The sequence below is a fragment of the Oerskovia flava genome, from assembly GCF_026163685.1.
GTDB classification, from domain to species: Bacteria; Actinomycetota; Actinomycetes; order Actinomycetales; family Cellulomonadaceae; genus Oerskovia_A; species Oerskovia_A flava.
The window spans coordinates 13,770-37,141 of the sequence record NZ_JAOXSR010000005.1 but is presented as its reverse complement, the minus strand read 5'-3'; the positions used below and the strand labels follow the sequence as shown (position 1 = coordinate 37,141).

20 protein-coding genes, 1 tRNA gene and 1 other RNA gene are annotated in these 23,372 nt (G+C 71.9%); 11 read left to right on the top strand and 11 right to left on the bottom strand.

The features are described from left to right. Positions 1 to 247 precede the first annotated feature (247 nt). The 5 genes from OHL10_RS09800 to OHL10_RS09780 all read right to left on the bottom strand — a co-directional run bounded on the left by OHL10_RS09800 (position 248) and on the right by OHL10_RS09780 (position 5,246). Complete coding sequence (locus tag OHL10_RS09800) at positions 248 to 1,492, bottom strand: beta-ketoacyl-[acyl-carrier-protein] synthase family protein (RefSeq protein ID WP_265522026.1); 1,245 nt, start codon at positions 1,490 to 1,492, stop codon at positions 248 to 250. A gap of 96 nt (positions 1,493 to 1,588) precedes the next feature. Next, positions 1,589 to 1,837, bottom strand: a complete 249-nt coding sequence (locus tag OHL10_RS09795) for an acyl carrier protein (RefSeq protein WP_265522025.1) — start codon at positions 1,835 to 1,837, stop codon at positions 1,589 to 1,591. 129 nt (positions 1,838 to 1,966) lie between these two features. After that, on the bottom strand, positions 1,967 to 2,974 hold the full coding sequence (locus tag OHL10_RS09790; protein WP_265522024.1) for a beta-ketoacyl-ACP synthase III: 1,008 nt from the start codon (positions 2,972 to 2,974) through the stop codon (positions 1,967 to 1,969). Further along, positions 2,971 to 3,963 (bottom strand): ACP S-malonyltransferase, encoded by a 993-nt coding sequence (locus tag OHL10_RS09785; protein ID WP_265522023.1) that lies wholly within the window; start codon positions 3,961 to 3,963, stop codon positions 2,971 to 2,973. Before OHL10_RS09785 ends, OHL10_RS09790 begins: the two co-directional genes overlap by 4 nt. 113 nt (positions 3,964 to 4,076) lie before the next feature. Continuing rightward, the gene (locus OHL10_RS09780) at positions 4,077 to 5,246 is read right to left on the bottom strand and encodes a PucR family transcriptional regulator (protein WP_425498996.1); all 1,170 of its coding nucleotides are present in this window, start codon (positions 5,244 to 5,246) and stop codon (positions 4,077 to 4,079) included. Between the two features lie 88 nt (positions 5,247 to 5,334). On the opposite strand from OHL10_RS09780, the gene OHL10_RS09775 reads away from it, so the two are divergent. Then, positions 5,335 to 6,021, top strand: coding sequence for a hypothetical protein (locus tag OHL10_RS09775; RefSeq protein WP_265522021.1), 687 nt, complete (start codon positions 5,335 to 5,337; stop codon positions 6,019 to 6,021). A 103-nt stretch (positions 6,022 to 6,124) separates the two neighbouring features. Here OHL10_RS09775 and aceE read toward each other — a convergent pair whose 3' ends face one another. Next, on the bottom strand, positions 6,125 to 8,872 hold the full coding sequence (gene aceE / locus OHL10_RS09770) for a pyruvate dehydrogenase (acetyl-transferring), homodimeric type (RefSeq protein ID WP_265522020.1): 2,748 nt from the start codon (positions 8,870 to 8,872) through the stop codon (positions 6,125 to 6,127). A gap of 368 nt (positions 8,873 to 9,240) precedes the next feature. Between aceE and OHL10_RS09765 the strand changes: the two genes are divergently transcribed. The 4 genes from OHL10_RS09765 to OHL10_RS09750 all read left to right on the top strand — a co-directional run bounded on the left by OHL10_RS09765 (position 9,241) and on the right by OHL10_RS09750 (position 10,755). Next, a complete protein-coding gene (locus tag OHL10_RS09765) occupies positions 9,241 to 9,654 on the top strand; it encodes a DUF3052 domain-containing protein (protein ID WP_265522019.1) in 414 nt (137 codons plus the stop codon). A gap of 25 nt (positions 9,655 to 9,679) precedes the next feature. Next, on the top strand, positions 9,680 to 10,159 hold the full coding sequence (locus OHL10_RS09760) for a peroxiredoxin (protein ID WP_265522018.1): 480 nt from the start codon (positions 9,680 to 9,682) through the stop codon (positions 10,157 to 10,159). Positions 10,160 to 10,228: 69 nt separating this feature from the next. Further along, positions 10,229 to 10,302, top strand: a tRNA-Val gene (locus tag OHL10_RS09755). 204 nt (positions 10,303 to 10,506) lie between these two features. After that, positions 10,507 to 10,755, top strand: coding sequence for a hypothetical protein (locus OHL10_RS09750; RefSeq protein WP_265522017.1), 249 nt, complete (start codon positions 10,507 to 10,509; stop codon positions 10,753 to 10,755). Between the two features lie 269 nt (positions 10,756 to 11,024). Here the strand turns inward: OHL10_RS09750 and OHL10_RS09745 are convergent, their stop codons facing one another. Next, positions 11,025 to 12,095 carry an alanine/ornithine racemase family PLP-dependent enzyme gene (locus OHL10_RS09745; RefSeq protein ID WP_265522016.1) on the bottom strand — a complete coding sequence of 357 codons (1,071 nt, stop codon included), beginning with the start codon at positions 12,093 to 12,095 and terminating at the stop codon, positions 11,025 to 11,027. Continuing rightward, positions 12,092 to 13,246: an N-acetyltransferase DgcN family protein gene (locus OHL10_RS09740; protein WP_265522015.1), complete on the bottom strand. Its 1,155-nt coding sequence runs from the start codon at positions 13,244 to 13,246 to the stop codon at positions 12,092 to 12,094. Before OHL10_RS09740 ends, OHL10_RS09745 begins: the two co-directional genes overlap by 4 nt. A gap of 180 nt (positions 13,247 to 13,426) precedes the next feature. On the opposite strand from OHL10_RS09740, the gene OHL10_RS09735 reads away from it, so the two are divergent. Genes OHL10_RS09735 through OHL10_RS09720 form a run of 4 tightly spaced genes read left to right on the top strand, consistent with a single transcriptional unit; the run spans position 13,427 to position 18,035 of the window. Beyond that, positions 13,427 to 15,160 carry a bifunctional 3'-5' exonuclease/DNA polymerase gene (locus OHL10_RS09735; protein WP_265522014.1) on the top strand — a complete coding sequence of 578 codons (1,734 nt, stop codon included), beginning with the start codon at positions 13,427 to 13,429 and terminating at the stop codon, positions 15,158 to 15,160. Positions 15,161 to 15,207: 47 nt separating this feature from the next. Next, complete coding sequence (locus OHL10_RS09730) at positions 15,208 to 16,089, top strand: Nif3-like dinuclear metal center hexameric protein (RefSeq protein WP_265522013.1); 882 nt, start codon at positions 15,208 to 15,210, stop codon at positions 16,087 to 16,089. A 40-nt stretch (positions 16,090 to 16,129) separates the two neighbouring features. Continuing rightward, complete coding sequence (locus OHL10_RS09725) at positions 16,130 to 16,864, top strand: zinc ribbon domain-containing protein (RefSeq protein WP_265522012.1); 735 nt, start codon at positions 16,130 to 16,132, stop codon at positions 16,862 to 16,864. A gap of 4 nt (positions 16,865 to 16,868) precedes the next feature. Further along, positions 16,869 to 18,035 carry a bifunctional RNase H/acid phosphatase gene (locus OHL10_RS09720; protein WP_265522011.1) on the top strand — a complete coding sequence of 389 codons (1,167 nt, stop codon included), beginning with the start codon at positions 16,869 to 16,871 and terminating at the stop codon, positions 18,033 to 18,035. A gap of 13 nt (positions 18,036 to 18,048) precedes the next feature. Here the strand turns inward: OHL10_RS09720 and OHL10_RS09715 are convergent, their stop codons facing one another. After that, positions 18,049 to 18,822, bottom strand: coding sequence for a YaaA family protein (locus OHL10_RS09715; protein ID WP_265522010.1), 774 nt, complete (start codon positions 18,820 to 18,822; stop codon positions 18,049 to 18,051). Positions 18,823 to 18,932: 110 nt separating this feature from the next. Here OHL10_RS09715 and OHL10_RS09710 point away from each other — a divergent pair, with 110 nt between their 5' ends. Both OHL10_RS09710 and rnpB read left to right on the top strand, forming a co-directional pair. Next, on the top strand, positions 18,933 to 19,319 hold the full coding sequence (locus OHL10_RS09710) for a tautomerase family protein (RefSeq protein ID WP_265522009.1): 387 nt from the start codon (positions 18,933 to 18,935) through the stop codon (positions 19,317 to 19,319). A 69-nt stretch (positions 19,320 to 19,388) separates the two neighbouring features. Continuing rightward, positions 19,389 to 19,781, top strand: an RNA gene (rnpB, locus tag OHL10_RS09705) — RNase P RNA component class A. Positions 19,782 to 20,099: 318 nt separating this feature from the next. On the opposite strand, the gene gad is transcribed toward rnpB, so the two are convergent. Both gad and putP read right to left on the bottom strand, forming a co-directional pair. Next, positions 20,100 to 21,476: a glutamate decarboxylase gene (gene gad, locus OHL10_RS09700; RefSeq protein ID WP_265522008.1), complete on the bottom strand. Its 1,377-nt coding sequence runs from the start codon at positions 21,474 to 21,476 to the stop codon at positions 20,100 to 20,102. A gap of 338 nt (positions 21,477 to 21,814) precedes the next feature. Next, positions 21,815 to 23,287, bottom strand: a complete 1,473-nt coding sequence (gene putP / locus OHL10_RS09695) for a sodium/proline symporter PutP (RefSeq protein WP_322645544.1) — start codon at positions 23,285 to 23,287, stop codon at positions 21,815 to 21,817. Positions 23,288 to 23,372 lie beyond the last annotated feature (85 nt).

Genomic DNA, 23,372 nt, shown 5'->3' with positions numbered 1-23,372 from the left:
GAGTCGCACGACCGGGGGGGAGCCCGATGACGGGTGAAAAGTGTGTGCAGGAGATGTGAAGACCCAAATGCCCGATAGATTCAGTAGATATAGCCGTAAATCGGACAGTTACGATTGGGCAAACTGGACGTTTGTCCATGTCAGGATACGGGCATCCGCTGTCCACTCGCCGTGGTCCACGCAAGGCAGGAGGGCCCGGCATCGCCGGGCCCTCCTGGGGTGTTCGGGCAGGTCGTCGAGACTCGCCTCAGGCGCTCGTCACGACGAGTGCGACGTTGTGTCCGCCGAACCCGAACGAGTTGTTGATGGCGGCGATGTCGCCGTCCGGCAGCTTCTGGGGTGTGTCCCGGACGAGCGGCACCTCGAGCTCCGGGTCGGGCTCGGTGACGTTGATGGTCGGCGGCGCGAGACGCTCGTGCACGGCCTTGACGGCGAAGATCGTCTCGAGCGCGCCGGCGCCGCCGAGCAGGTGGCCGGTCATGGACTTCGTGGCGGAGAGTGCGACATGGTCGGTGTCCGAGCCGAGGACGCTCCGGATGGACCGGGTCTCGGTGAGGTCGCCGACCTTCGTCGAGGTCGCGTGCGCGTTGACGTGCACCACGTCGTGGTGCGCGACACCGGCCTCGGCGAGCGCCCGCCGCATCGCGGCGACCTGGCCGCGCCCCTCGGGGTCGGGGGACGTGATGTGGTAGGCGTCGGCGGACAGCCCGACGCCCGCGAGCCGCGCATAGACGCGTGCGCCACGGGCGGCAGCGTGCTCCGCGCTCTCGAGGACCACGACGCCGGCGCCCTCACCCAGGACGAACCCGTCCCGTTGGACGTCGTAGGGTCGCGAGGCGCCCTGCGGGTCGTCGTTGCGCAGCGAGAGCGTGCGGGATGCGGCGAACGCGGCCATGGGCATGGGGTGGATCGTGGCCTCGGTACCACCGGCGACGACGACGTCGGCGCGACCGGAGCGGATCATGTCCACGCCGTAGCCGATGGCCTCGGCACCCGATGCGCAGGCCGAGACGAGCGCGTGCGCGCCTGCCTGGGCACCGAGCTCGAGGGAGACGTACGCGACGGGGGAGTTGGGCATGAGCATCGGCACCGTCATGGGCAGCATGCGACGGGCACCGCGCTCGCGCAGGGTGTCCCACCCGTCGAGCGTGGTCCAGATGCCGCCGATCCCCGAGGAGACCACGGCGCCGAGCCGCTCGCCGTCGACCTCGGGGCTGCCGGCATCGGCCCAGGCCTCCCGTGTCGCGATCATCGCGTACTGCGTCGACGGGTCCATCCGCTTGAGCTCGGGGCGCGCCAGCACCTGGTCCGGGGCGACCTTGATCTGCGCGGCGAACGTCACCGGGATGCCGTACGTCTCGGCCCAGTCGTTCTCGAGGGTGCGGGCGCCGGACTCGCCGGCGAGGGCTGCGGCCCAGGTGGTCGCCACGTCCCCGCCGAGCGGCGTGGTGGCGCCGAGGCCGGTGACGACGACGTCGGGAACGGAGGACATGGCTTCTCCCTGAGGTCTGGGGTTCGGGGGGGTCGGACGGGTCGGTGCCAGGCACCGACCCGTCCGGGCGGGCCCTCAGGAGGGCCCGGCGATGACTCAGGCCTGCGCGCCGGTGATGTACGTCACGGCGTCGCCGACGGTGGTGAGGTTCTTCACGTCCTCGTCGGGGATGCGCACGCCGAACTTGTCCTCAGCGTGCGTGACGATCGTCATCATCGACAGGGAGTCGATGTCGAGGTCGTCGGTGAACGACTTCTCGAGGAGGACGGCGTCCGTCGGGAGGCCGGTCTCCTCGCTGACGATCTCCGCCAGTCCGGCGAGAACTTCCTGATCCGTGTAAGCCATGGGTCTCTCCTTCATGTTGGTCCGGGACGCTGCCCGGCCCGTTCGGTTGAGCTGTTCGGGAACTTCTGTCCGGCGGGTGCGCCACACCCGAGGGTGGTGTCCCGCCGTCCGTTCAGGGGTGATTCTCCCCTACGGGAGGACGATCACCTGCGCCGCGTAGACCAGACCCGCGCCGAAGCCGATCTGGAGGGCGAGATCGCCGGAGCCGACCTGGCCCTCGGCGAGCAACCGCTCGGTCGCCAGCGGGATCGACGCGGCCGACGTGTTGCCGGTCTCGGCGATGTCACGGGCGACCGCGACGGAGTCGGGCAGGGCGAGCTGCTTGATCATCTGGTCGATGATCCGCATGTTCGCCTGGTGCGGGACGAACGCGCCGATGTCGCCCGGGCTGACGCCGGCCTCGGCCATCGCCTTCGCCGCGATCGGTGCCATCTGGAAGCTCGCCCACTTGAAGACGGTCTGACCGTCCTGGCGCAGTGTCGGCCAGCCCAGCTCGGGATCCTCACGCAGGTCCGACCACGCGTGGGTCTGCCGGATCGCCTGCGCCTTGCCGCCGTCGGAACCCCACACCGTCGGGCCGATGCCCGGGGTGTCGGACGGGCCGACGATCGCGGCGCCCGCGCCGTCACCGAGCAGGAAGGAGATGCTGCGGTCGGTCGGGTCGATGAAGTCGCTCATCTTCTCCGCGCCGACGACCAGGACGTGGCGGGCCGTGCCCGAGCGGACGAGCGCGTCGGCCTGCGCGATGCCGTAGGTGTACCCGGCGCACGCGGCCGAGACGTCGAACGCGGCGGCAGGCGTGGCACCCAGCCGGTCGGCCAGGACGGCGGCGGCGGCCGGCGTCTGGTGGAAGTAGGTGACGGTCGAGACGATCACAGCGTCGATGTCGTCGCCGCTGAGCCCCGCCGCGTCGAGCGCCTTGCGGGCTGCTGCCTCGGAGAGGTCGAGCACCGTGGTCTGCGCACCGGCGCGGCGGCGCGTGACGATCCCGGTGCGCTGCCGGATCCACTCGTCGGAGGAGTCGATGGGCCCGGCGACGTCGTCGTTCGTCACGACGTTCTCGCCGCGGACACCACCGATGCCGAGGATGCGGGAGTAGGCCGGGCCTGTGGCCTGCCGGATGGTCGCGCCGCTCACGCGAGGGTCTCCGCGGTGCGGGGTGCGCCGCCGGCCACCGAGTGCCGGGCGATCAGGTCGCGTGCCTTGTCGAGGTCTGCCGGTGTCTTCACGGCGACCGTCTCCACCCCGGGCAGCGCGCGCCGCGCGAGGCCGGTGAGGACGCCGCCGGGGGCGAGCTCCAGGAGACCTGTGACGCCGAGCGCCGCGAGCGAGGCCTGGCACAGGTCCCAGCGGACCGGAGCGGCGATCTGTGCGGCGAGCCGCGCCAGGACGTCTGCCGCCGCGCCGTATCCGTTCGTGGCGCCGGAGACGTCGGCGTACGTGAGCCCGTCCGCGTTGGACAGGTACGGCAGGCGCGGGTCCTGAGCGGCCCAGGTGGTGGCGACGGGCTCGAACGCCTGACGGGCCGACTCCATGTACGGGGTGTGGAACGCACCGGCGACCTGCAGCGCGATGACGCGCGCCTTGGTGGGGGGCTCGGTCCCGAGGGCGGCGAGCCCGTCGAGCGATCCGGCGGCGACGACCTGCCCGCCTCCGTTGACGTTGGCGGGCCACAGCCCCGCGGACTCGATCGCGGCGAGGACCTCCTCGGCGTCACCGCCCAGCACGGCGCTCATGCCCGACGGCGTCGAGGCGGCGGCCTCCGCCATGAACCGGGCCCGGGCCGCGACGAGCGCGACGGCGCCGGCGTCGTCGAACACGCCTGCCACCGCGGCGGCGGCGAACTCGCCGACCGAGTGCCCGGCGGTGACGTCGGCGACCTCGGTCGCGTCGCGGCCGTCGAGTATCGCGCGCAGCGCCACGAGGGACGCCGAGACGATCAGCGGCTGCGCGACCGCGGTGTCACGGATCGTGTCCGCGTCGGACTCCGTCCCGTGCACGCGCAGGTCGAGGTCGGCGGCCTCACCGAAGGCGGCGAGCTGGTCGGCGACGCCGGGCAGCTCGAGCCAAGGGCTGAGCATTCCGGGGGACTGGGAGCCCTGTCCAGGGCACAAGACGGCGAGCACCCGTCAACTGTGCCGCCTCACCCGCGTCGCGTGACGTCACGACGGGCACCAAGGTTGTGGGAGCGCTTTGTGCAGACCCTACAAGGACGGTGCGGTGGCTCGTGCACGAGCTCTCAGCGCGGCGTCGCGAGCTGCCCCAGCGCGAGGGCGATCTGCAGGACGAAGGACTCCCGGGCGTCGAGAGGGTCCCAGCCGGTGATCTCGGAGACCTTGCGCAGACGGTAGCGCACGGTGTTCGGGTGGACGTACAGCGTGCGGGCGGCTGCCTCGAGCGAGCGGCCCGTCCCCAGGTAGGCCGACAGCGTCTCGAGGATCGCGCCCGTGCTCTCCGCGAGCGGCCGGTAGGCCTGGGCGACCAGGGTGCGCCGCGCGGTCGCGTCGCCCGTCAGGACCCGCTCGGGCAGCAGGTCGTCCGCCAGGACCGGGCGCGGCGCCTGCGGCCACGCACGGGCGGACGCGAGCCCCGCGAGCGCGGCCTGCGCCGAGCGCGGCGCGTCGTCGAGGTCGGAGACGGTCGGGCCGATGACCACCGGGCCTGGTCCGAACCGGGGCAGGAGCGAGGCGGCCGCGGCCTGCAGGTCGCCCTCGCCGCCGAGCACCAGGACGAGCCGGTTGCCGTGGATCCCGACGAGCGCGTCACCGGCCGCGCGGCGGGTCGCGCGCCGCAGCTCCGCGGTCTTGACCTCGTCGAGGTGCGACGCCGTCGTGCCGACGACCACGAGCACGGAGCCGCGACCGCCCCAGCCCAGCGCGGAGACGCGAGAGCTCAGCGAGTCGTCGGTGTCCCCTCGCACCAGCGCGTCCACGACGAGCGCCTCCAGGCGCGCGTCCCACGCGCCCCGGACCTCCGCCGCCCTGGCATACACCTCGGCGGCCGAGAACGCGACCTCGCGCGAGTACCGCAGGACCGCCTCGCGCAGGTCGCGTTCGCCGCCCGGTACCGCGAGCTGGTCCGAGTAGGCCTCGACGACCTCCACCACGATGCGCACGAGCTGCAGGGTGTGCTGCAGGGAGATCGACCGAGTCAGCTCGGGGGGCGCCGCGGCGAAGATCTCGCTGACGCCGTGCGGAGGGGAGAGCGGGTTCGCGTACCAGGTGACGAACGCCGTGATGCCCGACTGGGCGACGAGGCCGACGTACGACCGGTCCTCCGCGGGCAGCTCGCGGTACCACGCGAGGTCCTCGTCCAGCCGACGGAGCGCGGCCGCCGTGAGGAGGCCGCTGCCGTCACGGACGCGCTGCAGGTTGTCCGAGCTGCCGGTCGTCGTCACGACGCCGAGCATACGCACGCCCGTTGTGGAGAGTCCACAAAGGGTGTCCGCCGATCAGCGCCATCGCGTGAGCGTGGACGGGACCGGATAGGGTCGGTGCATGGCTCTGATGCCCCGTCTGCGACAGCTCATGCGACGCCCCTCGTCGGCGTCGACCGTCGGTGTCCGCCGACCCACGTCCCAGGAACGGCGCGGTGACGCGGTCCACGAGGACGCCCTGCGGGCGATGCTCGTGGACGACCCCAACAACGAGCGGGCCTTCCAGGCGCTCGCCGAGATCGTACGTCGGCGCGCGGCCGAGTCCCACGGGTCCGACGACCCGCTGGCCGCGCCGCCCGACGAGCAGGAGAAGCAGCGCGCGGCGGACCTCGCCGTGTGGGCCCTCGCCGAGGAGCTCGCGGGGCACCCCAAGGGGTGGTACCCGCTCGTCGAGCTCGGGCGGCTCTCGCTCGACGACGATCTCGAGGGTGCCGTACGCCGCTTCTCGACGGCCGCCGAGCGCGACCCGTCCGGCCACGCGCTCACGCAGTCGCTCGAGGTGCTGCGCGGTGTCGGGCTGCCCGTCGAGGCGCTCGGCCTGGGTGTCGGGCACTGGCGGGCCCGCGAGCACTCCCCGGAGGCGGGTCGACAGCTCGTCCTCGCGGCGTTGGACGCCGATCGGGTCCTCGAAGCCCGCCACCATCTGCAGTCCATGCGCCTGCACCCCGACGCGAAGGCGGTCGAGCAGCTGGCCCCCGACCTCGAGCGCGCCGTGGCGCAGGCCGAGCAGGGCAAGGCCACCACGTAGGAGCCGCGTGCGGCGACCCGCCCGCCCGGCTCCAGCGCCCGACACGACGGCGCCCGCTCACCGGATCGGTGAGCGGGCGCCGTCGTGTCGGCGGAGCGGCCCGTCAGGCCTCGCCGCCCGCGTTGCCGGAGGTCCCGGCGTTGACGTCCATCAGGCGGTACTTCTCGATCGCCGTGGCCGCGGCGTCCGCCGCGACCTCTCCGCGCTTGGCGAGCTGCTGGAGCACCCGCACGACGACGGACGGGCCGTCGATCTTGAAGTGGCGTCGGGCTGCGGCACGCGTGTCGGAGAAGCCGAAGCCGTCCGCACCGAGCACCGCGTAGTCGCCCGGCACCCACTGGCGGATCTGGTCCGGGACGAGGTGGTCGAAGTCGCTCGTCGCGACGAACGGCCCCTCTGCGCCCTGCAGCTTGGCCGTCACGTAGGGCACGCGCGGCTCGTCGGCCGGGTTGAGGAACGCGTGCTGCTCGGCCGCGAGACCGTCGCGACGCAGCTCGTTCCAGCTCGTGACGCTCCACACGTCGGCCGCGACGCCCCAGTCCTCACGGAGGAGTTGCTGGGCCTCCATCGCCCACGGCACGCCCACGCCCGAGGCGAGGATCTGCGCCTTGGGGCCCTCGGCGTCGGACACCGACACGCGGTGGATACCACGCAGGATGCCCTCGACGTCGACGTCCTCCGGCTCGGCCGGCTGGACCATCGGCTCGTTGTACACCGTGAGGTAGTACATGACGTTCTGGTCGCGGCGGTCGGAGCCGTCGCCGTACATGCGCTCGATCCCGTCACGCACGATATGGCGGATCTCGTAGCCGAACGCGGGGTCGTACTGGACGATCGCCGTGTTGGTGCCCGCGAGGAGCGGCGAGTGGCCGTCGGCGTGCTGCAGGCCCTCACCCGTGAGGGTGGTGCGGCCCGCGGTCGCGCCGATGATGAACCCGCGGGTCAGCTGGTCGCCCGCGGCCCAGAACTGGTCGCCGGTCCGCTGGAACCCGAACATCGAGTAGAAGATGTAGAACGGGACCATCACCTCGCCCTGCGTGGCGTAGGACGTGCCGACCGCCTGGAACGCGGCCGCTGATCCGGCCTCGTTGATGCCGGTGTGCATGATCTGCCCGGACTCGGACTCCTTGTAGCTCAGCATGAGCTCGCGGTCCACGGCGAGGTAGTTCTGCCCCTGGGTGTTGAAGATCTTCGCCGACGGGAAGATCGAGTCCAGCCCGAAGGTGCGTGCCTCGTCGGGGATGATCGGCACGATGCGCTTGCCGAACTCCTTGCCCTTGATGAGGTCCTTGAGCAGGCGGACGAACGCCATCGTGGTGGCGATCTCCTGGTTGCCCGAGCCCTTCTTGAGGACCTCGTACGTCTTGTCGCCCGGGAGCGTCACCGCGGCCGGCGACGAGCGCCGCTCCGGGACGAACCCGCCGAGCTGACGGCGACGGTCGAGCATGTACCTGATCTCCGGGGCGTCCTCGCCCGGGTGGAAGTACGGCGGCTCGTACGGGTTGGCGTCGAGCTCCTCGTCCGTGATCGGGATCCGCAGCGAGTCGCGCAGCGTCTTGAGGTCCGCGAGGCCGACCTTCTTCATCTGGTGCGTCGCGTTGCGGCCCGCGAAGGTCGAGCCGAGGCCGTAGCCCTTGACGGTGTGCGCGAGGATGACCGTCGGCTGGCCCGTGTGGGCGCGGGCCGCGGAGTACGCCGCGTAGAGCTTGCGGTAGTCGTGCCCGCCGCGCTTGAGGTTCCAGATGTCGTCGTCCGTCATGTTCTCGACGAGCTGCTTGGTGCGCGGGTCGCGACCGAAGAAGTGCTCGCGGATGAACGCACCGGACTCGGCGCGGTAGGTCTGGAAGTCGCCGTCGGGAGTGACGTTCATGAGGTTGACGAGCGCACGGTCCTTGTCCGCGTTGAGCAGGGTGTCCCACTCGCGGCCCCAGATGACCTTGATGACGTTCCAGCCCGCACCGCGGAAGAACGCCTCGAGCTCCTGGATGATCTTGCCGTTGCCGCGGACCGGTCCGTCCAGGCGCTGCAGGTTGCAGTTGACGACGAAGTTGAGGTTGTCCAGGCCCTGCTGGGCGGCGAGCTGCAGCATGCCGCGCGACTCGGGCTCGTCCATCTCGCCGTCACCGAGGAACGCCCAGACGTCCTGCTGGCTCGTGTCCTTGATACCGCGGTTGTGCAGGTACTTGTCCGTCCAGGCCTGGTAGATGGCACTGGCGGGGCCGAGACCCATGGAGACCGTGGGGTACTCCCAGAAGTCCGGCATGAGCCGGGGGTGCGGGTAGGAGGGCAGCCCGCCCCCGGCGTGCGACTTCTCCTGCCGGAACCCGTCGAGCTGGTGCGCCGAGAGGCGGCCCTCGAGGAACGCCCGCGCGTACACGCCCGGTGACGCGTGGCCCTGGAAGTAGATCTGGTCTCCGCCGCCCGGGTGGTCCTTGCCGCGGAAGAAGTGGTTGAGCCCGACCTCGTAGAGCGTCGCCACCGACGCGTAGGAGGAGATGTGCCCGCCGACCCCGATGCCGGGCCGCTGCGCGCGCGTGACCATGACGGCCGCGTTCCAGCGGATCCAACTACGGTACCGGCGCTCGAGCGCCTCGTCACCGGGGAAGTACTGCTCCTCGTGGACGGCGATGCTGTTCACGTAGGGCGTGTTCACCGACGTCGGGACGGCGACGTTGCGCTCCCGAGCGCGCTTGAGCAGGTTGAGCAGGACGTAGCGGGCGCGCGGGCCCCCTCGGTCGTCGATCAGGCCATCCAGAGACTCGACCCACTCGCCGGTCTCGGCGGGGTCGATGTCCGGAACCTGGCTGAGCAGACCATTGATCAGCGGTCCGGTCTCGTCAAACGAAGCCACCAGCAACCTCTTATCTCGTTCGGAGCGTCAGCGGATTCTCACGACGCGGTAGGCCGTGAGCGTTCACCTCGGGGCCACTCCGCACGTGGAGCGAGCGGCCGCTGGTGGCGACTGCGCACTCCACAGAACCAGGGTGGTCTCCCCATTCTGTTCTGATCTGGCGGGGAAGTCACACCAACGGGGGGTCAAGAGGGCGTGATCTCCATGACACACAGCCCGGAACGTCGTACGACACGAGCCGCCACGCCGGGCAGAGCACGCGTTCCGGCTCCGTCCGTGACACCCTCTTGCCAAGGCGGCCGCGTGTACGGTGGGCTACCTTTGCCAGTCAGGACACCATGCGCGACGAGGAAGGGAACGATACACAAGTGGGAGCGACCACGGACCCCCAGGGTGCCGGCCGCCTGGGGTTTGACCCTGGCCATGTAGTTCAGGAGTTCGGCTGGGGGGACGACGTCGACGACGCCCTGCGGGCCGAGATCGAGGCGCACGTCGGCAGCGAGCTCGTGGACGAGGACTACGGCGACGTCACCGACGGGGTGATCGTGTGGTGGCGCGAGGACGACGGCGACCTCACCGACACGCTCGTGGACGTCCAGACCGTGCTCGACGACGGTGGACGCATCTGGCTCTTCACGCCCAAGCCGGGACGCGGCGGGCACGTGGAGCACAACGACATCCAGGAGGCGGCGACGACCGCGGGTCTCCACGCGACGAGCACGTTCTCGATCGCCCCCGACTGGTCGGCGACCAAGCTCGGCAACCGCGGTCGCGGACGCTGACGGCGACCCTGCAGGTCATGGACGCATGAGCGCCCTGACGCAGCGAGCACCGGTGCTGGGTGTGGGAGACCCCGCACCGGACTTCACGCTCCCCGACACGCACGGGACGCCCGTGCACCTCGCGGACCTGCGGGGCACCTCGGTGCTCCTGGTGTTCTTCCCCTTCGCGTTCTCCGCGACGTGCACCGGCGAGCTCTGCGAGCTGCGCGACAACATCGAGGACTTCGAGAGCGCGGGCGTCACGGTGCTGGGGATCTCCTGCGACGCCGTCTTCTCCCTCAAGGCGTGGTCCGAGCACGAGGGCCTCGGTATCGAGCTGCTCTCGGACTTCTGGCCGCACGGCGACGTCGCCCGCGCCTACGGGGTGCTCGACGAGGACCACGGCATCGCCCTGCGTGGCAGCTTCCTCGTCGACCCCGACGGCGTCGTGCGCTGGGCCGTCGTGAACCCTCGCGGGCAGCGTCGTGACCTCGACGCGTACCGGGCCGCACTGGCGCAGATCTGAGGCACTGCCGCGGTCGACGAACGTCCACCCGGGGCGCGACGACCCGGTAGGCTGTGCACCGCCGTTTCAGGGCCTGTAGCTCAGTTGGTTAGAGCGCCACGCTTACACCGTGGATGTCGGGGGTTCGAGTCCCTCCGGGCCCACCTCTTCTCATGGCACGGGAGATCCTCGCCCGGTCCCGGTCCCGGCTGCGCGACGTGCGAGATCGCTCTGGTGCCCAGGACGTCTCGTCGCTCGTCCGGGTTTCGTACGACGTAGAGGTTCGCCACCCGGCCGTCGTCGATCTCCACCGTGACGATACTGTCCAAGACCTCGCCGCGGTGGAGAACGAGAGCTGGGGATCCGTTGTGGAACCCCGGTTCGGCGGTGAATCCCGCGGCAGCACCCTGCACCAGGTCGAGCACGAGGCGGGCCACGCGATCGGCGCCGGCGACCGGGTGACGGGCGGCACTGACCTTGCCACCGCCGTCGCTGATCCAGGTGGCATCGGGGGCGAGGAGAGCCGTCAGGTCGCCGGTGTGGCTGCAGACTCGAGGAATCGCCTGGTCACGGCCCTCGCCCGCTCGCGGTTCACGGGGGCGAAGCGGGTGCGGTGAGCGAGGACGTGCATGCGCGCACGGTGCGCGGACTGGCGCGCCGTGGCAGGGGACTTCTCCACGATGGCCGCGATCTCGTCGTGACTGTTCCGGCGTAGCCGCCGCCGAGCACGACCACCGTGGGCTTCGCGTTCATCTGTCTGGTCCCCCTGGTTCGGCCGCGTGCGGGGCCGGGCACCTCAAGACACGCCGAGACCCGGAGTGTGACACTTCGACCTGGACCGCTCGCTCCGTGGCGACCGGTCGTCGGGGTCCGGGCAGGGAGGCGCTCAGAGCGCTGCAGTGTGCTCCACCGACGTGACGAAGGGTGACGTCGCGGCGCGGACCAGCGCGCCGTAGTCGAGACCGAACGAGATCTCGTCGCCGACGCAGACGTCGTGGTCGCCCACGTCGAGGACGAGGTGGTCGCTGCTCGTGCCGAGCACGGTGACGCCGTCGGGTGGGCTCAGCCCGTCCGGGTCGGTGTCCTGGCGCCCGAGGGCGACGATCACCTGGTTCACCGTGCCGGACGCAGGCCTGCGGGGCGGTGCACCGAACGCCGACTGGGCGATCTCCCCCCAGGGCTGCGCCGGCTTGGGGCGTGCCTCGATCACCTCGGCGACGAGGGTGAACGCGTCGGTGCGCAGCCCGTCGAGCACCCGGCGGTGCAGGGGCTCGGTGCCCAGCAGGATCGCCTCCCCGAGCCGCAGCTCGTCGATCCGGCCCACGTCCGCGGTGCTGAGCGCCCAGTCGATGGTGGCGGAGTTCCCGCCGGAGACGATCGTCAGGGGGTGCCCGCACGCGGCCTCGACCTTCTCGGCGAGGCGGGAGAGCTCGTCCATGCTGTGCTGGTCGGGGACGACGCCGCTGTGGCACGCGAGGTTGGTGCCGATCCCGGCGAGCCGCAGACCCGTGCGGTGCTCGACCGTGCGGGCGAGGTCCGCGACCTCGTCGGCGGGCACACCCTCGCGCAGGTCACCGAGCTCGACCATGAGGACGACGGCGTGGACGAGCCCCTGCCGGGTGGCGGCCACGCCGAGGGCGTCGAGCACGACCGCCTCGGTGACCAGGCTCGACCCGGCGACCCGCACGGTGCGGGCGACCTGGCTGAGCATGGGGGAGCGGATCAGGGTCAGCGGGTCGCGCAGCCCGCCGGCGCGCAGCCGCTCCAGGTTCTCCACGCGCGAATCGCCGAGACCGAGCACGCCGCCGCTCAGCAGGGCGCCCGCGACCCCGGGCGCACCGAGCAGCGCCTTGGAGACACCGGTCACCCGGATCCCGCGCGGCGCGAGCCGGTCGACGAGCGAGCGGGCGTTGTGCGCGACGGCGGCGAGGTCGATCTCGAGACGGGGCGCGGTCACCGTCCGCTCGACGCGAGCGACGCGTCGAGCACGGGCAGCGCGCCGAGGACCATGTCGACGAGCCGGTCGAGGGGCTGCGTGAGCGGGTCGGTCGCGGGCAGTCCGAGCTCGATCTCGATCTCGTCGACGGCGTCGGCGATCTCCTCGCCGTGCATGCCCTCGTGGTTGACCGTGATCCCGATGACCTTCGTGTCGGCGAAGGCCTCGATGAGCGCGACCTCGGAGGCGACGGTCGGCATCGCGACCATGGGGAAGTCGCCGAGCACGGTACGGCGCGGGGCGTGCTGCACGATCACGGCCTCGGGCCTGCTGCCGCGCAGGATGTGCGCGGAGGTGAGGTAGGCGGGGTGGCTCAGGGCGCCCTGGCCCTCGACGACGATGACGTCGGGGTCCTCCTCCTCGAACGCCGTCACGACCTGGTGCTCGACCTCGCCGGAGCAGAACTGCGGGACGAGCGCGTCGAGCGCGACACCGTACTTCCCGCCCTGGATGAGCGTCGTCTGGCCGGTGCCGACCATCACGGCCCGGATGCCGCGGGCGGTGAGCGCCTGCACGAGCAGCGTCGCGGTAGTCCGCTTGCCGATCGCGCCGTCCGTGCCCAGCACGGCGATCCGAGGGCACGTGACACCGTCGATGCGGCCCGAGAAGAGGTGGAGGTCCTTCTTCTCCTTCGGGCGGCGCACGTCCGTGATCGTCACGCGGGCGAGCAGGCTCGCGGCGACGAACTCGACGTCGTCGTTGAGGAACTCGTGGAGCCCGTTGATGATGTGCATCCCGCGGGCGATCCCGTCGAGGAGCACCACGCGCTGCTCCGCGGACAGCAGCCCGTCCGCGGGCGCCACGCCGCAGATCAGGTAGTCCGGTACGCGCCCTGCGTGCTGGATCGCGGTGGCGAGGTCGGAGAGGACCGGGATGCCGTTCGGGAGGCCGTCGAGCACCGTGCCGGAGTCCGCGCCGGCATGCCGGCTGTCCAGCACCGCGAGGATCTCGTACCGCTCGGAGTGGCGGACGAGCCCGTTGGCGGTCTTTCCGTCCTGCTCGGCGAACTGGCCCTCGCAGTACACGACGGCCGTGCTCCCGACGGGGAGCGCCGCGAGCGGGCCCACGACGGGTGCGGTCGAAGGAGTGGATCCGGGGACGAGCGGGGACATACGGGCTCCTCTGAGTACTTCAGAGGAGGCGACGGGATCGTGGCAGGGCCGCATGCGGCCGGGCGGTCAACGAGGCGTCTTCCCTGATCGTCCGCACGTTGCCGACGCTGCGAACAGTACCAGCGGCCAGGTCGGGTCCGGTGGCCGTCGTGTGTGGGTCGCGTGCGGCAGACTCGCCTCGTGCTCGTCGTCGATCGGCCCGACCCCTCCGCCGTGCGCGTGCGGACCCTCGTGCCCGACGCCGCGGCGACGGACGACCCGTCCGGTCCGGTGGGTACGACGCACCCCGCGACGCACTGGCCCGACCTCGCCGGACAGGCTGGTGGCGCGCCGGGCCCGGCGCCGCGCTGGGTGTGGGACGACACCAACCTCTGGTACCCGCAGGCGCTCGCGGCGGGCCGGCGCGTCGAGCGGGCGCACGACCTGCGCCTCGCGCGTGCGATCCTGCGGCGCTCGAGCCTGACCGCCGCGACCCCGTACGCGGCCGCACCGCCGAGCGGGTGGGACGAGCTCCGCCCGGTGCCCGCTGCGCCGCCCCCACCCGCCGGCGGGGTCGAGGCCCTCTTCGACCTGCTGCCCGCCCCGCGAACCGCGCCGGCGCTCGATCCCGTCGACGAGGTGCGGGCGCAGCTCGCGGCGGTCGCGGCGTCGACCGATCCGGGCCGTCTGCGCCTGCTGCTCGCGGCCGAGTCGGCCGGGGCGCTGGTGGCCGCCGAGCTGACCCACGCGGGTCTGCCGTGGCGGGCCGACGTCCACGACGCGTTGCTGGCCGCCACCCTCGGTCCCCGGCCGCGACCGGGCGAGCGCCCGGCACGGCTCGAGGAGCTCGCCGTGCGGATCCGGGAGATCCTCGAGTCGCCCGCCCTCAACCCGGACTCGCACCCCGACCTGCTGCGGGCGCTGCAGTACGCGGGCGTCGGGGCGCGCAGCACCCGTCAGTGGGAGCTGGAGAAGCTCGACCACCGGGTCGTCGCACCGCTGCTGGAGTACAAGAAGCTGTCCCGCCTGCTCACGGCGAACGGGTGGAACTGGCTCGACCAGTGGGTCACCGACGGACGTTTCCGGCCCGAGTACGTCGTCGGGGGAGTGGTGACGGGTCGCTGGGCGGCCAACGGCGGCGGCGCGCTCCAGCTTCCGCACCAGGTGCGCTCGGCCGTGGTCGCGGACCCGGGCTGGACGTTCGTGGTGGCCGACGCCGCACAGCTCGAGCCGCGTGTCCTGGCGGGGATGGCGGGCGACCTGCAGATGGCGGAGGCGGGCCGGGGCGGAGACCTGTACCAGGGCATCGTCGACGCTGGCGCGGTCGCGACGCGCGAGCAGGCCAAGCTCGGGATGCTCGGCGCGATGTACGGCGGCACGACGGGCGAGAGCGGTCGGATGCTGCCGCGGCTGGCGAGGGCGTTCCCCCGTGCGCTCGAGCTCGTCGAGCAGGCGGCCCGCGCCGGGGAGCGCGGCGAAGTCGTCTCGACCCGTCTGGGACGGACCTCGCCCCGTCCCGGGTCGGCGTGGCAGGAGGCGCAGGGTGAGGCCTACGGGCTCGACGCGCCGCCGGACGCCCAGGACGCGGCGAGGGCCCAGACCCGGGCCTGGGGCCGGTTCACCCGCAACTTCGTGGTCCAGGGGACCGCGGCGGAGTGGGCGCTGTGCTGGATGGCCTCGCTGCGCACCCGGCTGTGGGCGCTGCCACCCGCGACACGGCCGGGCGGCGCCCCCGCGCCGTTCACCGACCGGGCGCACCTCGTGTTCTTCCTGCACGACGAACTCATCGTGCACACCCCCGCCGAGCACGCCGCCGAGGTCGCGGTGCAGGTCCGCGAGGCCGCCGCCGAGGCGGGCAGGCTCCTTTTCGGCGACCTGCCCGTGGACTTCCCGCTGACGGTCGCGGTCGTCGAGAGCTACGACCGGGCCAAGTAGCGTCCCCGCCCGAGCACGCGCCGGACCACGGCGGATACGCTGCGGTGGTGAGCGATCCCCTGACCCTCGGTGCCGTCGTCCGTGAGCTCGAGGAGCTCTACCCGCCGTCGACCGCTGAGGGGTGGGACGCCGTCGGGCTCGTCGCGGGGGACCCGCACGCTCCCGTGCGCAAGGTGCTCTTCGCGGTGGACCCGGTGAGCACGGTCGCCGACGAGGCGCTCGAGTGGGGCGCGGACCTGCTGGTCACCCACCACCCGCTGTTCCTCAAGCCCGTGCACTCGATCGCGGCGACGACCTTCAAGGGCGCCCTCGTGCACCGGCTCGTCCGCGGCGGGTGCGGGCTCTACGTCGCGCACACCAACGCCGACGCCGCGCGCCGCGGTGTGGCCGACGCCCTCGCCGACGCCCTCGGGCTTTCCCACCGCGCTCCGCTCGTCCCGCTCCCGGCCGACGCCGACCCGCAGGGTGCGGCGGGCACGGGCCGGGTGGGCCGCCTGGAGCGCCCGACGTCGCTGCGCACCTTCGCCGAGCACGTCGCGGGCGCGCTGCCCGCGAGCGCCCAGGGCGTGCGGGTGGCGGGCGACCTCGATGCGACCGTCGAGACCGTGGCCGTCGTCGGCGGGTCGGGCGACTCGCTGTTCGACGCCGTGCGGTCGAGCGGCGCGGACGTCTACGTCACCGCCGACCTGCGCCACCACCCGGTGTCCGAGCTGCGCGAACGGGCCGAGTTCGAGCGCGGGCCGTCGGGCACGCCGTTCGTCGTCGACGTCACCCACTTCGCGAGCGAGTGGTCGTGGTTGACCTACGCGGCGCAGGACCTCGTCGCCCGGCTCGGGTCCGGTGCTGCTGCGTCGACCGGTACGGTTGACCTCCGGGTGGAGACGCGGGTCAGCACCCGCAGCACCGACCCGTGGACCGCCCGGATCTGAGGCCGCCCCGCGGCACAACTGCATCGAAAGGAACGTACCTGTGGCCACAGCACCTCCCGAGGACCAGCGTCGGCTGCTGGAGGTCCAGGCGCTCGACACCCGGGCGCAGCAGCTCGCGCACCGCCGCCGCAACCTGCCGGAGCTTGCCCGGATCACCGAGCTCGAGGCGCAGATCAGTGACCTGCACAGCTCGCTGGTCCAGTCGCGCACCGCGGTGAGCGACCTGCGGCGTGAGCTCACGAAGGCCGAGGCCGACGTCGAGCAGGTCCGCAACCGTGCCGCCCGCGACCAGTCGCGGCTGGACGGCGGCCAGGTCGGGGCCAAGGACGCGCAGGCGCTCGTCGCCGAGCTGGAGTCGCTGTCGCGGCGCCAGGCGGCGCTCGAGGAGATCGAGCTCGACGTCATGGAGCGCCTGGAGGCGCACGAGGAGGCCCTCGCACGCCTCGAGACCGCGAACCAGGAGCTGGTCGCCGCACGCGCCGACGTCGAGGCGCAGCGGGACGCGCGCTTCGCAGAGGTCGACGGCGAGCTGGCCACGGTGCGCGCCGAGCGCGCGACGGTGACCGACGGGCTCGACGCCCCACTGCTCGCGCTGTACGAGCGCGTGCGCGACCAGAACGGCGGGCGCGGTGTGGTCTCGCTGCGCGGGCGGACGTTCGACGGGCTGAACGTCGACCTCGCCTCGGCCGAGCTCGCGGCCATCACGGAGGCCGCGCCCGACGAGGTCGTGCGGCTCGAGGACTACGGCCACATCGTCGTCCGTCTCGAGAAGTAGCGCGGTGGGTGCGCAGCGGTTCTCGACCCTGGTCGTCGAGGCCGACGGCGGCTCGCGCGGCAACCCCGGGCCCGCCGGCTTCGGCGCGCTCGTGCGCGACGGGCTCGGGGGCAGGGTGCTGGCCGAGCGTGCCGGGTTCCTCGGCACGACGACCAACAACGTCGCGGAGTACACCGGTCTTGTCGCCGGCCTGCGGGCGGCGGCCGAGATCGACCCGGACGCCCGGGTGCAGGTCCGGATGGACTCCAAGCTGGTCGTCGAGCAGATGTCCGGCCGCTGGCAGATCAAGCACGAGGACATGCGCCGCCTGGCGCGGGAGGCCGCGGCGGTGCTGCCGTCCTCCCAGGTCGACTACACGTGGATCCCGCGCGCGGAGAACTCCGCGGCCGACGCCCTGGCCAACGAGGCGATGGACACCAGGGAGCAGATCGCGCGGGACCTGTGGCGCGAGAGCGCGGGCGGGCCGCCCGCCGAGCAGGAGCCCGTCCCCACCACGCGCCCGCACGGCGCCCGCGTCCGCTTCGACGGGCACGAGCCGCTGACGATCGTCCTCGTGCGGCACGGGCAGACACCCCTGACCGTCGCGGGTGCGTACTCGGGCTCCTCGGTGCCCGGTCCGTCGCTCACGTCCCGGGGCCGTATCCAGGCCGCGCAGGCCGCCGACCTCGTCCACCGCATCGGCCGCGAGGTGTGGCCGGACCTGCCGCGACCCAGCGCGATCGTCGCCTCGCCGATGGTGCGCGCGCAGGAGACGGCGGCCGCGGTCGGCCGCCGCGTCGGCCTTCCGGTGACGACCGACGCACGCTTCGCCGAGGTCGACTTCGGCCGGTGGGAGGGCCTCACCTCCGACCAGATCGCGGAGCGGTGGCCCGGTGAGCCGGAGCAGTTCCTCATGACGGGCACCGTCCGGGCGCCGGGCGGTGAGTCCGTCGCCGACGTGGGGGAGCGTGTCGTCGCCGGGCTGCGCGACCTCGTCGCGCAGGGCGTGGGCCGCACCGTCGTCGTCGTGGGGCACGCCGTGCAGGTGCGGGCCGCCGTCGGACGGGCGCTGGACGCGCCGCCGGAACGCTGGTCAGGCCTACGGATCCCGCCGGGCTCCGTGAGCATCCTGCGGTGGTGGGAGGACGGTCTCACCGAGGCCACCGTGGTCGGCTGCCCCAGCGACCTCTGAGGTCGCGGACGCGTCAGCCGACGACGAGCTCGAGCACCTGCGCGCCGCGGCCGGTCCGCAGGTCCGCGTCCAGGAGCTCGCCGCCGACGAGCTCGCGGGCGGCGAACACGAGGTCGTCGGCGGTGCGTACCTCCTGCTCGCGGTGCAGCAGGTGGCGCGCGAGCACACCCCGCGTGTGCTTCGCGTGGTGGGAGACGACGCTGCGCCGACCCGCCACCTCACGAAGCACCCGGACGCTCACCCACGCCGACCCGCGCGGGGGTCGCCACGCGGCGACGTACGTCGACGACCGGCAGTCGACGACGACGTCGTCCGTCGCCCGCTCGTCCAGCGCGTCGGCGAGGTGGGGGCGCCACGAGGCCGCGAGGGGGCCGGTCCCCGGCAGGTTGGTCGCCATCGACAACCGGTAGGCAGGGATGCGGTCGGCGGGGGACAGCGCGCCCCACAGCGCCGAGACGATCCGGACCGAGTCCGTCGCCCGCCGTGCGGCGGCGGGCCCGAGGTCCGCCAGGCCTGCAGCCGCGTAGAGAACCCCGGTGTACACGGTCGCCGCCGGCGCGCTCGGCGCCGACCGCAGCCCCGTGTTGCGCCGCACCTCGTCCGCCAGGCCGGGACTGACGCCCAGGGTGACGTACGCGTCGTCGGCGGCGCTCACGGCGATCAGCGCGTCGAGCACCGCCCGACGGTGGGCGGTCAGGCCCGGGGAGGTGAGAGCCGCCAGGTCGACCGGTGAGGCACCGGCGGGCGCGGGCGTCTTGCCCTCGGACGGGGGGAGCAGCAGCAGCACCCCGACACTGTAGGTCGCGTGCCGTGGCCGGGACGCGGGCGGGGCGGGACCTACGACGTGGGGTGCGTCACCCCTGTTCGTGCGCGGCGTCGGCCGTTACGCTCAGGTCCGTGGCACAGGTGAAGATCTACGGCTCTCGGACGGTCTGGGGTGCACGACGCCTCGAGGTCTCGGACGCGGTGCACGCCGCCCTGGTCGGCGCCTGGCAGCTCCCGCCGGACAAGCGCTTCCACCGCTTCCTCCTCCTCGAGGAGGGCGACCTCGTCGTCCCGCAGCGCAGCGAGGCGTACCTCGTCGTCGAGATCGTCTGTTTCCCCGGCCGCACGCAGCGCGCGAAGCGGGCACTGGTGGCGGCGATGTACGACGACGTCGCTCCTGCCCTCGGGCTCGCTCCCGCCGACCTCGAGATCGTCATCCTCGAGACGCGGCGGGAGAACTGGGGCATACGCGGCGTGAGCGGCGACGAGCTGGCGCTGAGCTACCCCGTGACGGTGTGACCTGGGCGCCCGAGCGGCGGACCGCCGTCGGAGGTGGAGGCGCGGGCCGGGTAGGCTGGGACCTGCGGACGAGTCGGTCAGACGGTCGCGTCGGCGCCTCGGCGCCGCCGAGGAACGTCCGGGCTCCGAAGGGCAAGGTGGTGGGTAACGCCCACCCGGGGTGACCCGCGGGACAGTGCCACAGAGAACAGACCGCCGTGCTGGTCGAGGCTTCGGTCTCGACGCGCACGGTAAGGGTGAAACGGTGGTGTAAGAGACCACCAGCGGACCAGGTGACTGGTCCGGCTCGGTAAACCCCACCTGGAGCAAGGTCAGACAGGGAGCGTTCGAGGGCGGCCCGCCCGAGCTCCCGGGTAGACCGCTGGAGGCGTACGGCAACGTACGTCGTAGATGGATGACCGTCACCCGCGCGGGGGTGACCGCGCGCGGGGACAGAACCCGGCGTACCGACCGACTCGTCCGCCTCCGGGTCGCCGCCCCGGGCCGGAGGTGCATGCACGCCCTGCCCGACGATGGGCCGGCATGACCCGAGCGACTGGGATCCAGGAGCGGGAGCATGCGGAGCTGCGCTTCCGTCAGGTCCCGTCGTTGGCTCGGGTGGTCCTGGCTGTCGGACGTGCCTGTCGCCGATACCGTCCTGGTGCCAGGCCATGCTCGCGCTTGAAAGCCTTGGCGAACGAACTCTGAGACGTAGCCGACGCGTTCGGCGACACTGCCCAGCGACGCCTCGGACTCGCGGACATCCGGCTCGCGGCGACGGCTGGAGATGACGCGCGTTCGTCAGTAGCCGGTGCCGGTCTTTGCCCGTTTGCGCTCAGCGGGGTGCGCGCCGCCTTTGAGGTCAAGGGTTTCGCAGGCATCCACGATGTCCTGGGTCAATCGGTCGACCTGGGCTCGGCTCATCGTCTCCTTGACCAGCGCACGCAAGATCTTCACGCCCTCCGCGTTCGGGGGGAGCGTGTACGCCGGCACCATCCAGCCGCGTTCTGCCGAGAGCTGCCAGGCGACGTCGGACTCGTCGTACCCGACGTGGTCCCCCGCGAGCCGGAAGGCGACCAGCGGCAGTTGCTCGGCATCGTCGCCGATCACTTCGAACCTTCCTGTGGCGCGCAGATTGTCCGCCAGCACCCGGGCGTTCTGCTGCATCTGGCTCATCACGTAGGTGTAGCCCTCGCGGCCGAGGCGAACGAAGTTGTAGTACTGGGCGAGCACCATGGCCGCGCCGGTGGAGAAGTTGAGCGTGAACGTCGCGTCGGTCTTGCCGAGGTAGTTCTCGTAGAAGACAAGGTCCTGGGCGAGGTCGGACTCCTCGCGAAAGATCAGCCAGCCGACTCCGGGGTAGACCAAACCGTACTTGTGGCCGGAGACGTTGATGGATCGCACCTGCTCGAGCCGGAAGTCCCACTTCGTGTCGGGGTAGAGGAAGGGCCAGACAAAGCCCCCGCTGGCACCGTCGACGTGCAGCGGGATGTCGAGCCCACGGTCGCCTTTTACATCCAGGAGCAGCTGGTTGATCCCGACGATGTCGTCCATGTGCCCGGTGAAGGTGGTGCCGAGGACGGCGGCGACTCCGATCGTGTTCTCGTCGAGATGGAGGCCCACGTCATCGGGGCCGATCGTGTACTTGTCTTCCGCCAGCGGGATGATTCGGGGCTCGACGTCGAAATAGCGGCAGAACTTCTCCCAGACCACATGCACGTCGCCACCGAAGACGAGATTGGGCTTCTCGACGGAAAGCCCGGCGGCTTTGCGTCGCTCCTTCCACTTCCACTTCAGCGAGAGCGCGCCGAGCATGATCGCCTCTGACGACCCCTGGGTGCGGCACCCGGAGGTCTCGCCGGGCGCGTGGAACAGGTCGGCGAGCATCCGCACGCATCGCTGCTCGATCTCCGCGGAGATCGGGTACTCGGCGTGGTCGATGAAGTTGCGATGCAGGTTCTCGGCGATGATCCGTTGCGCCTCTGGCTCCATCCAGGTCGTGACGAAGGTCGCCAGGTTGCGCATCGGGTCGCCCTCGAGAGCCAGGTCCTCGCCCAGCATCCGCATGGTGTCAGTAGGACTCATACCGGTGGTCGGGAACATCCTGGAGGGCGGTTCCTCGGTGAGGAAACGGTTGCCGAACAGCGCTGTTCTGCGCTCGTCACGCGTAGTCGCCATGTTCTCGAGTGAAGCACTCCCGGCTCACGCCGTCGACCCGAGAAGCGAAAAGGGGACTGCTGCACACACCGTGACGACGCCCTGGCGGTCAGCATCAATACCTGGCGCCAGGGCGCAGCTCTGACCCGCGCAGTCCCCGCCCGCTCGCGGGTCGTCCGCCAATGCCCCAGGGCTGCCTGCACGACGGCGTACGCAACGGAGCCCGGGTCGCTCGCGGAGGGCTACCTCACGGATCCAAGGGGCGCTGCCCGCGGATGCGCTGCGCGCCCTGCTGGTGGAGGCGCACCGTCCGGCGGTCGCCGAGCGCGCCTCCTGACACCAGGGCGCTCGGCTCCACGTCAGGCGGCGGCCATCTCGCGCGCCTCGTCGAACTCCCGCTCGATCGCCGGGTCGGGGCGGTAGGTGAAGGTGCTCACGACGACCGCGACGATCACGTTCACCACGAAGCCGGGCACGATCTCGTACATGACGTCGCTCAGGCCCGTGAGGTTCCAGACGATCACGGTCACCGCACCGGCGACCATGCCCGCGAGCGCGCCGGTGGCCGACAGCTTCCGCCAGAAGAGCGCCAGCAGGACCGCCGGGCCGAACGACGCGCCGAACCCGGCCCAGGCGAAGGCGACGAGCTGCAGGATCGTGCCACCGGGGTCGAGGGCCAGCAGGCTGGCGACGACCGCCACCACGAGGACGCCGAGCCGCCCCAGGACCACTTGTTGGCGGGGCGTCGCGGACCGCTTGGCGACCATCTTGTACAGGTCCTCGACGAGCGCCGAGGAGCACACGATGAGCTGGCTCGAGATCGTGCTCATGATCGCGGCGAGCACGGCGGCGAGGACCAGTCCCGCGATGAACGGGTGGAAGAGGATCTGCGAGAGCCGCAGGAACACGGTCTCGGGGTTGGCGAGCGTCTCGCCGCTGCGCTGGAAGTACCCGATCCCGACGAGGCCGGTGAGGATCGCTCCTGCGCTGCACAGGATCATCCAGCCGATGCCGATCCGGCGCCCGGCCTTGGCGTCCGCGGACGACCGCAGCGCCATGAACCGCACGATGATGTGGGGCTGCCCGGGGTAGCCAAGCCCCCACGCCGCGGCCGAGATGATGCCGACGATGCTGCCGCCGGCGAACAGCGACAGGCGGTCCGGGTCGACCTCGCTGATCGCGGCCGTGGTCTCGCCCCACCCGCCCAGCGAGAAGATCGCGACGATCGGCACCGCGACGAGCGCGGCCGCCATCAGCAGTCCCTGGGCGACGTCGGTCAGGGTGGCGCCGAGGAAGCCTCCGAAGAGGGTGTACGTGAGCACCACGCCAGCGACGAGCAGCATGCCGAAGAGGTATGTCGACCCGAAGGACTCCTCGAAGAACACGCCGCCGGCGACGATGCCGGAGGACACGTAGAACGTGAAGAAGACGAGGATGATGACGCCCGACACGACGCGCAGGAGCCGGGACCTGTCCCGGAGCCGGTTCTCGAGGAAGCTCGGCACCGTGATCGAGTTGTTCGCGACCTGCGTGTAGGCGCGGAGCCGGGGAGCGACGAACTTCCAGTTGAGCCACGCCCCGATCGTCAGTCCGATGGCGATCCACGCCTCCACGAGGCCTGCGACGTAGATGGCGCCAGGCAGGCCGAGCAGCAGCCAGCCGGACATGTCGGAGGCACCCGCGCTGAGGGCCGCGACACCGGGCCGAAGGCCTCTGCCTGCGAGCATGTAGTCGTCCAGGTCGCTGGTCTGCCGGAAGGCGTACCAACCGATCACCAGCATGCCGGCGAAGTAGATCGCCACGGCGATGTACTGGTAGGTCAGGTCGCTCATGGTGGTTCCTTCGTCGCTCGCGCCCGAGAGCCGCGGGTGCCGGCGCCCGGGTGGCTGCGTCGTTGCAGCCCGCCCAGCATGTCAT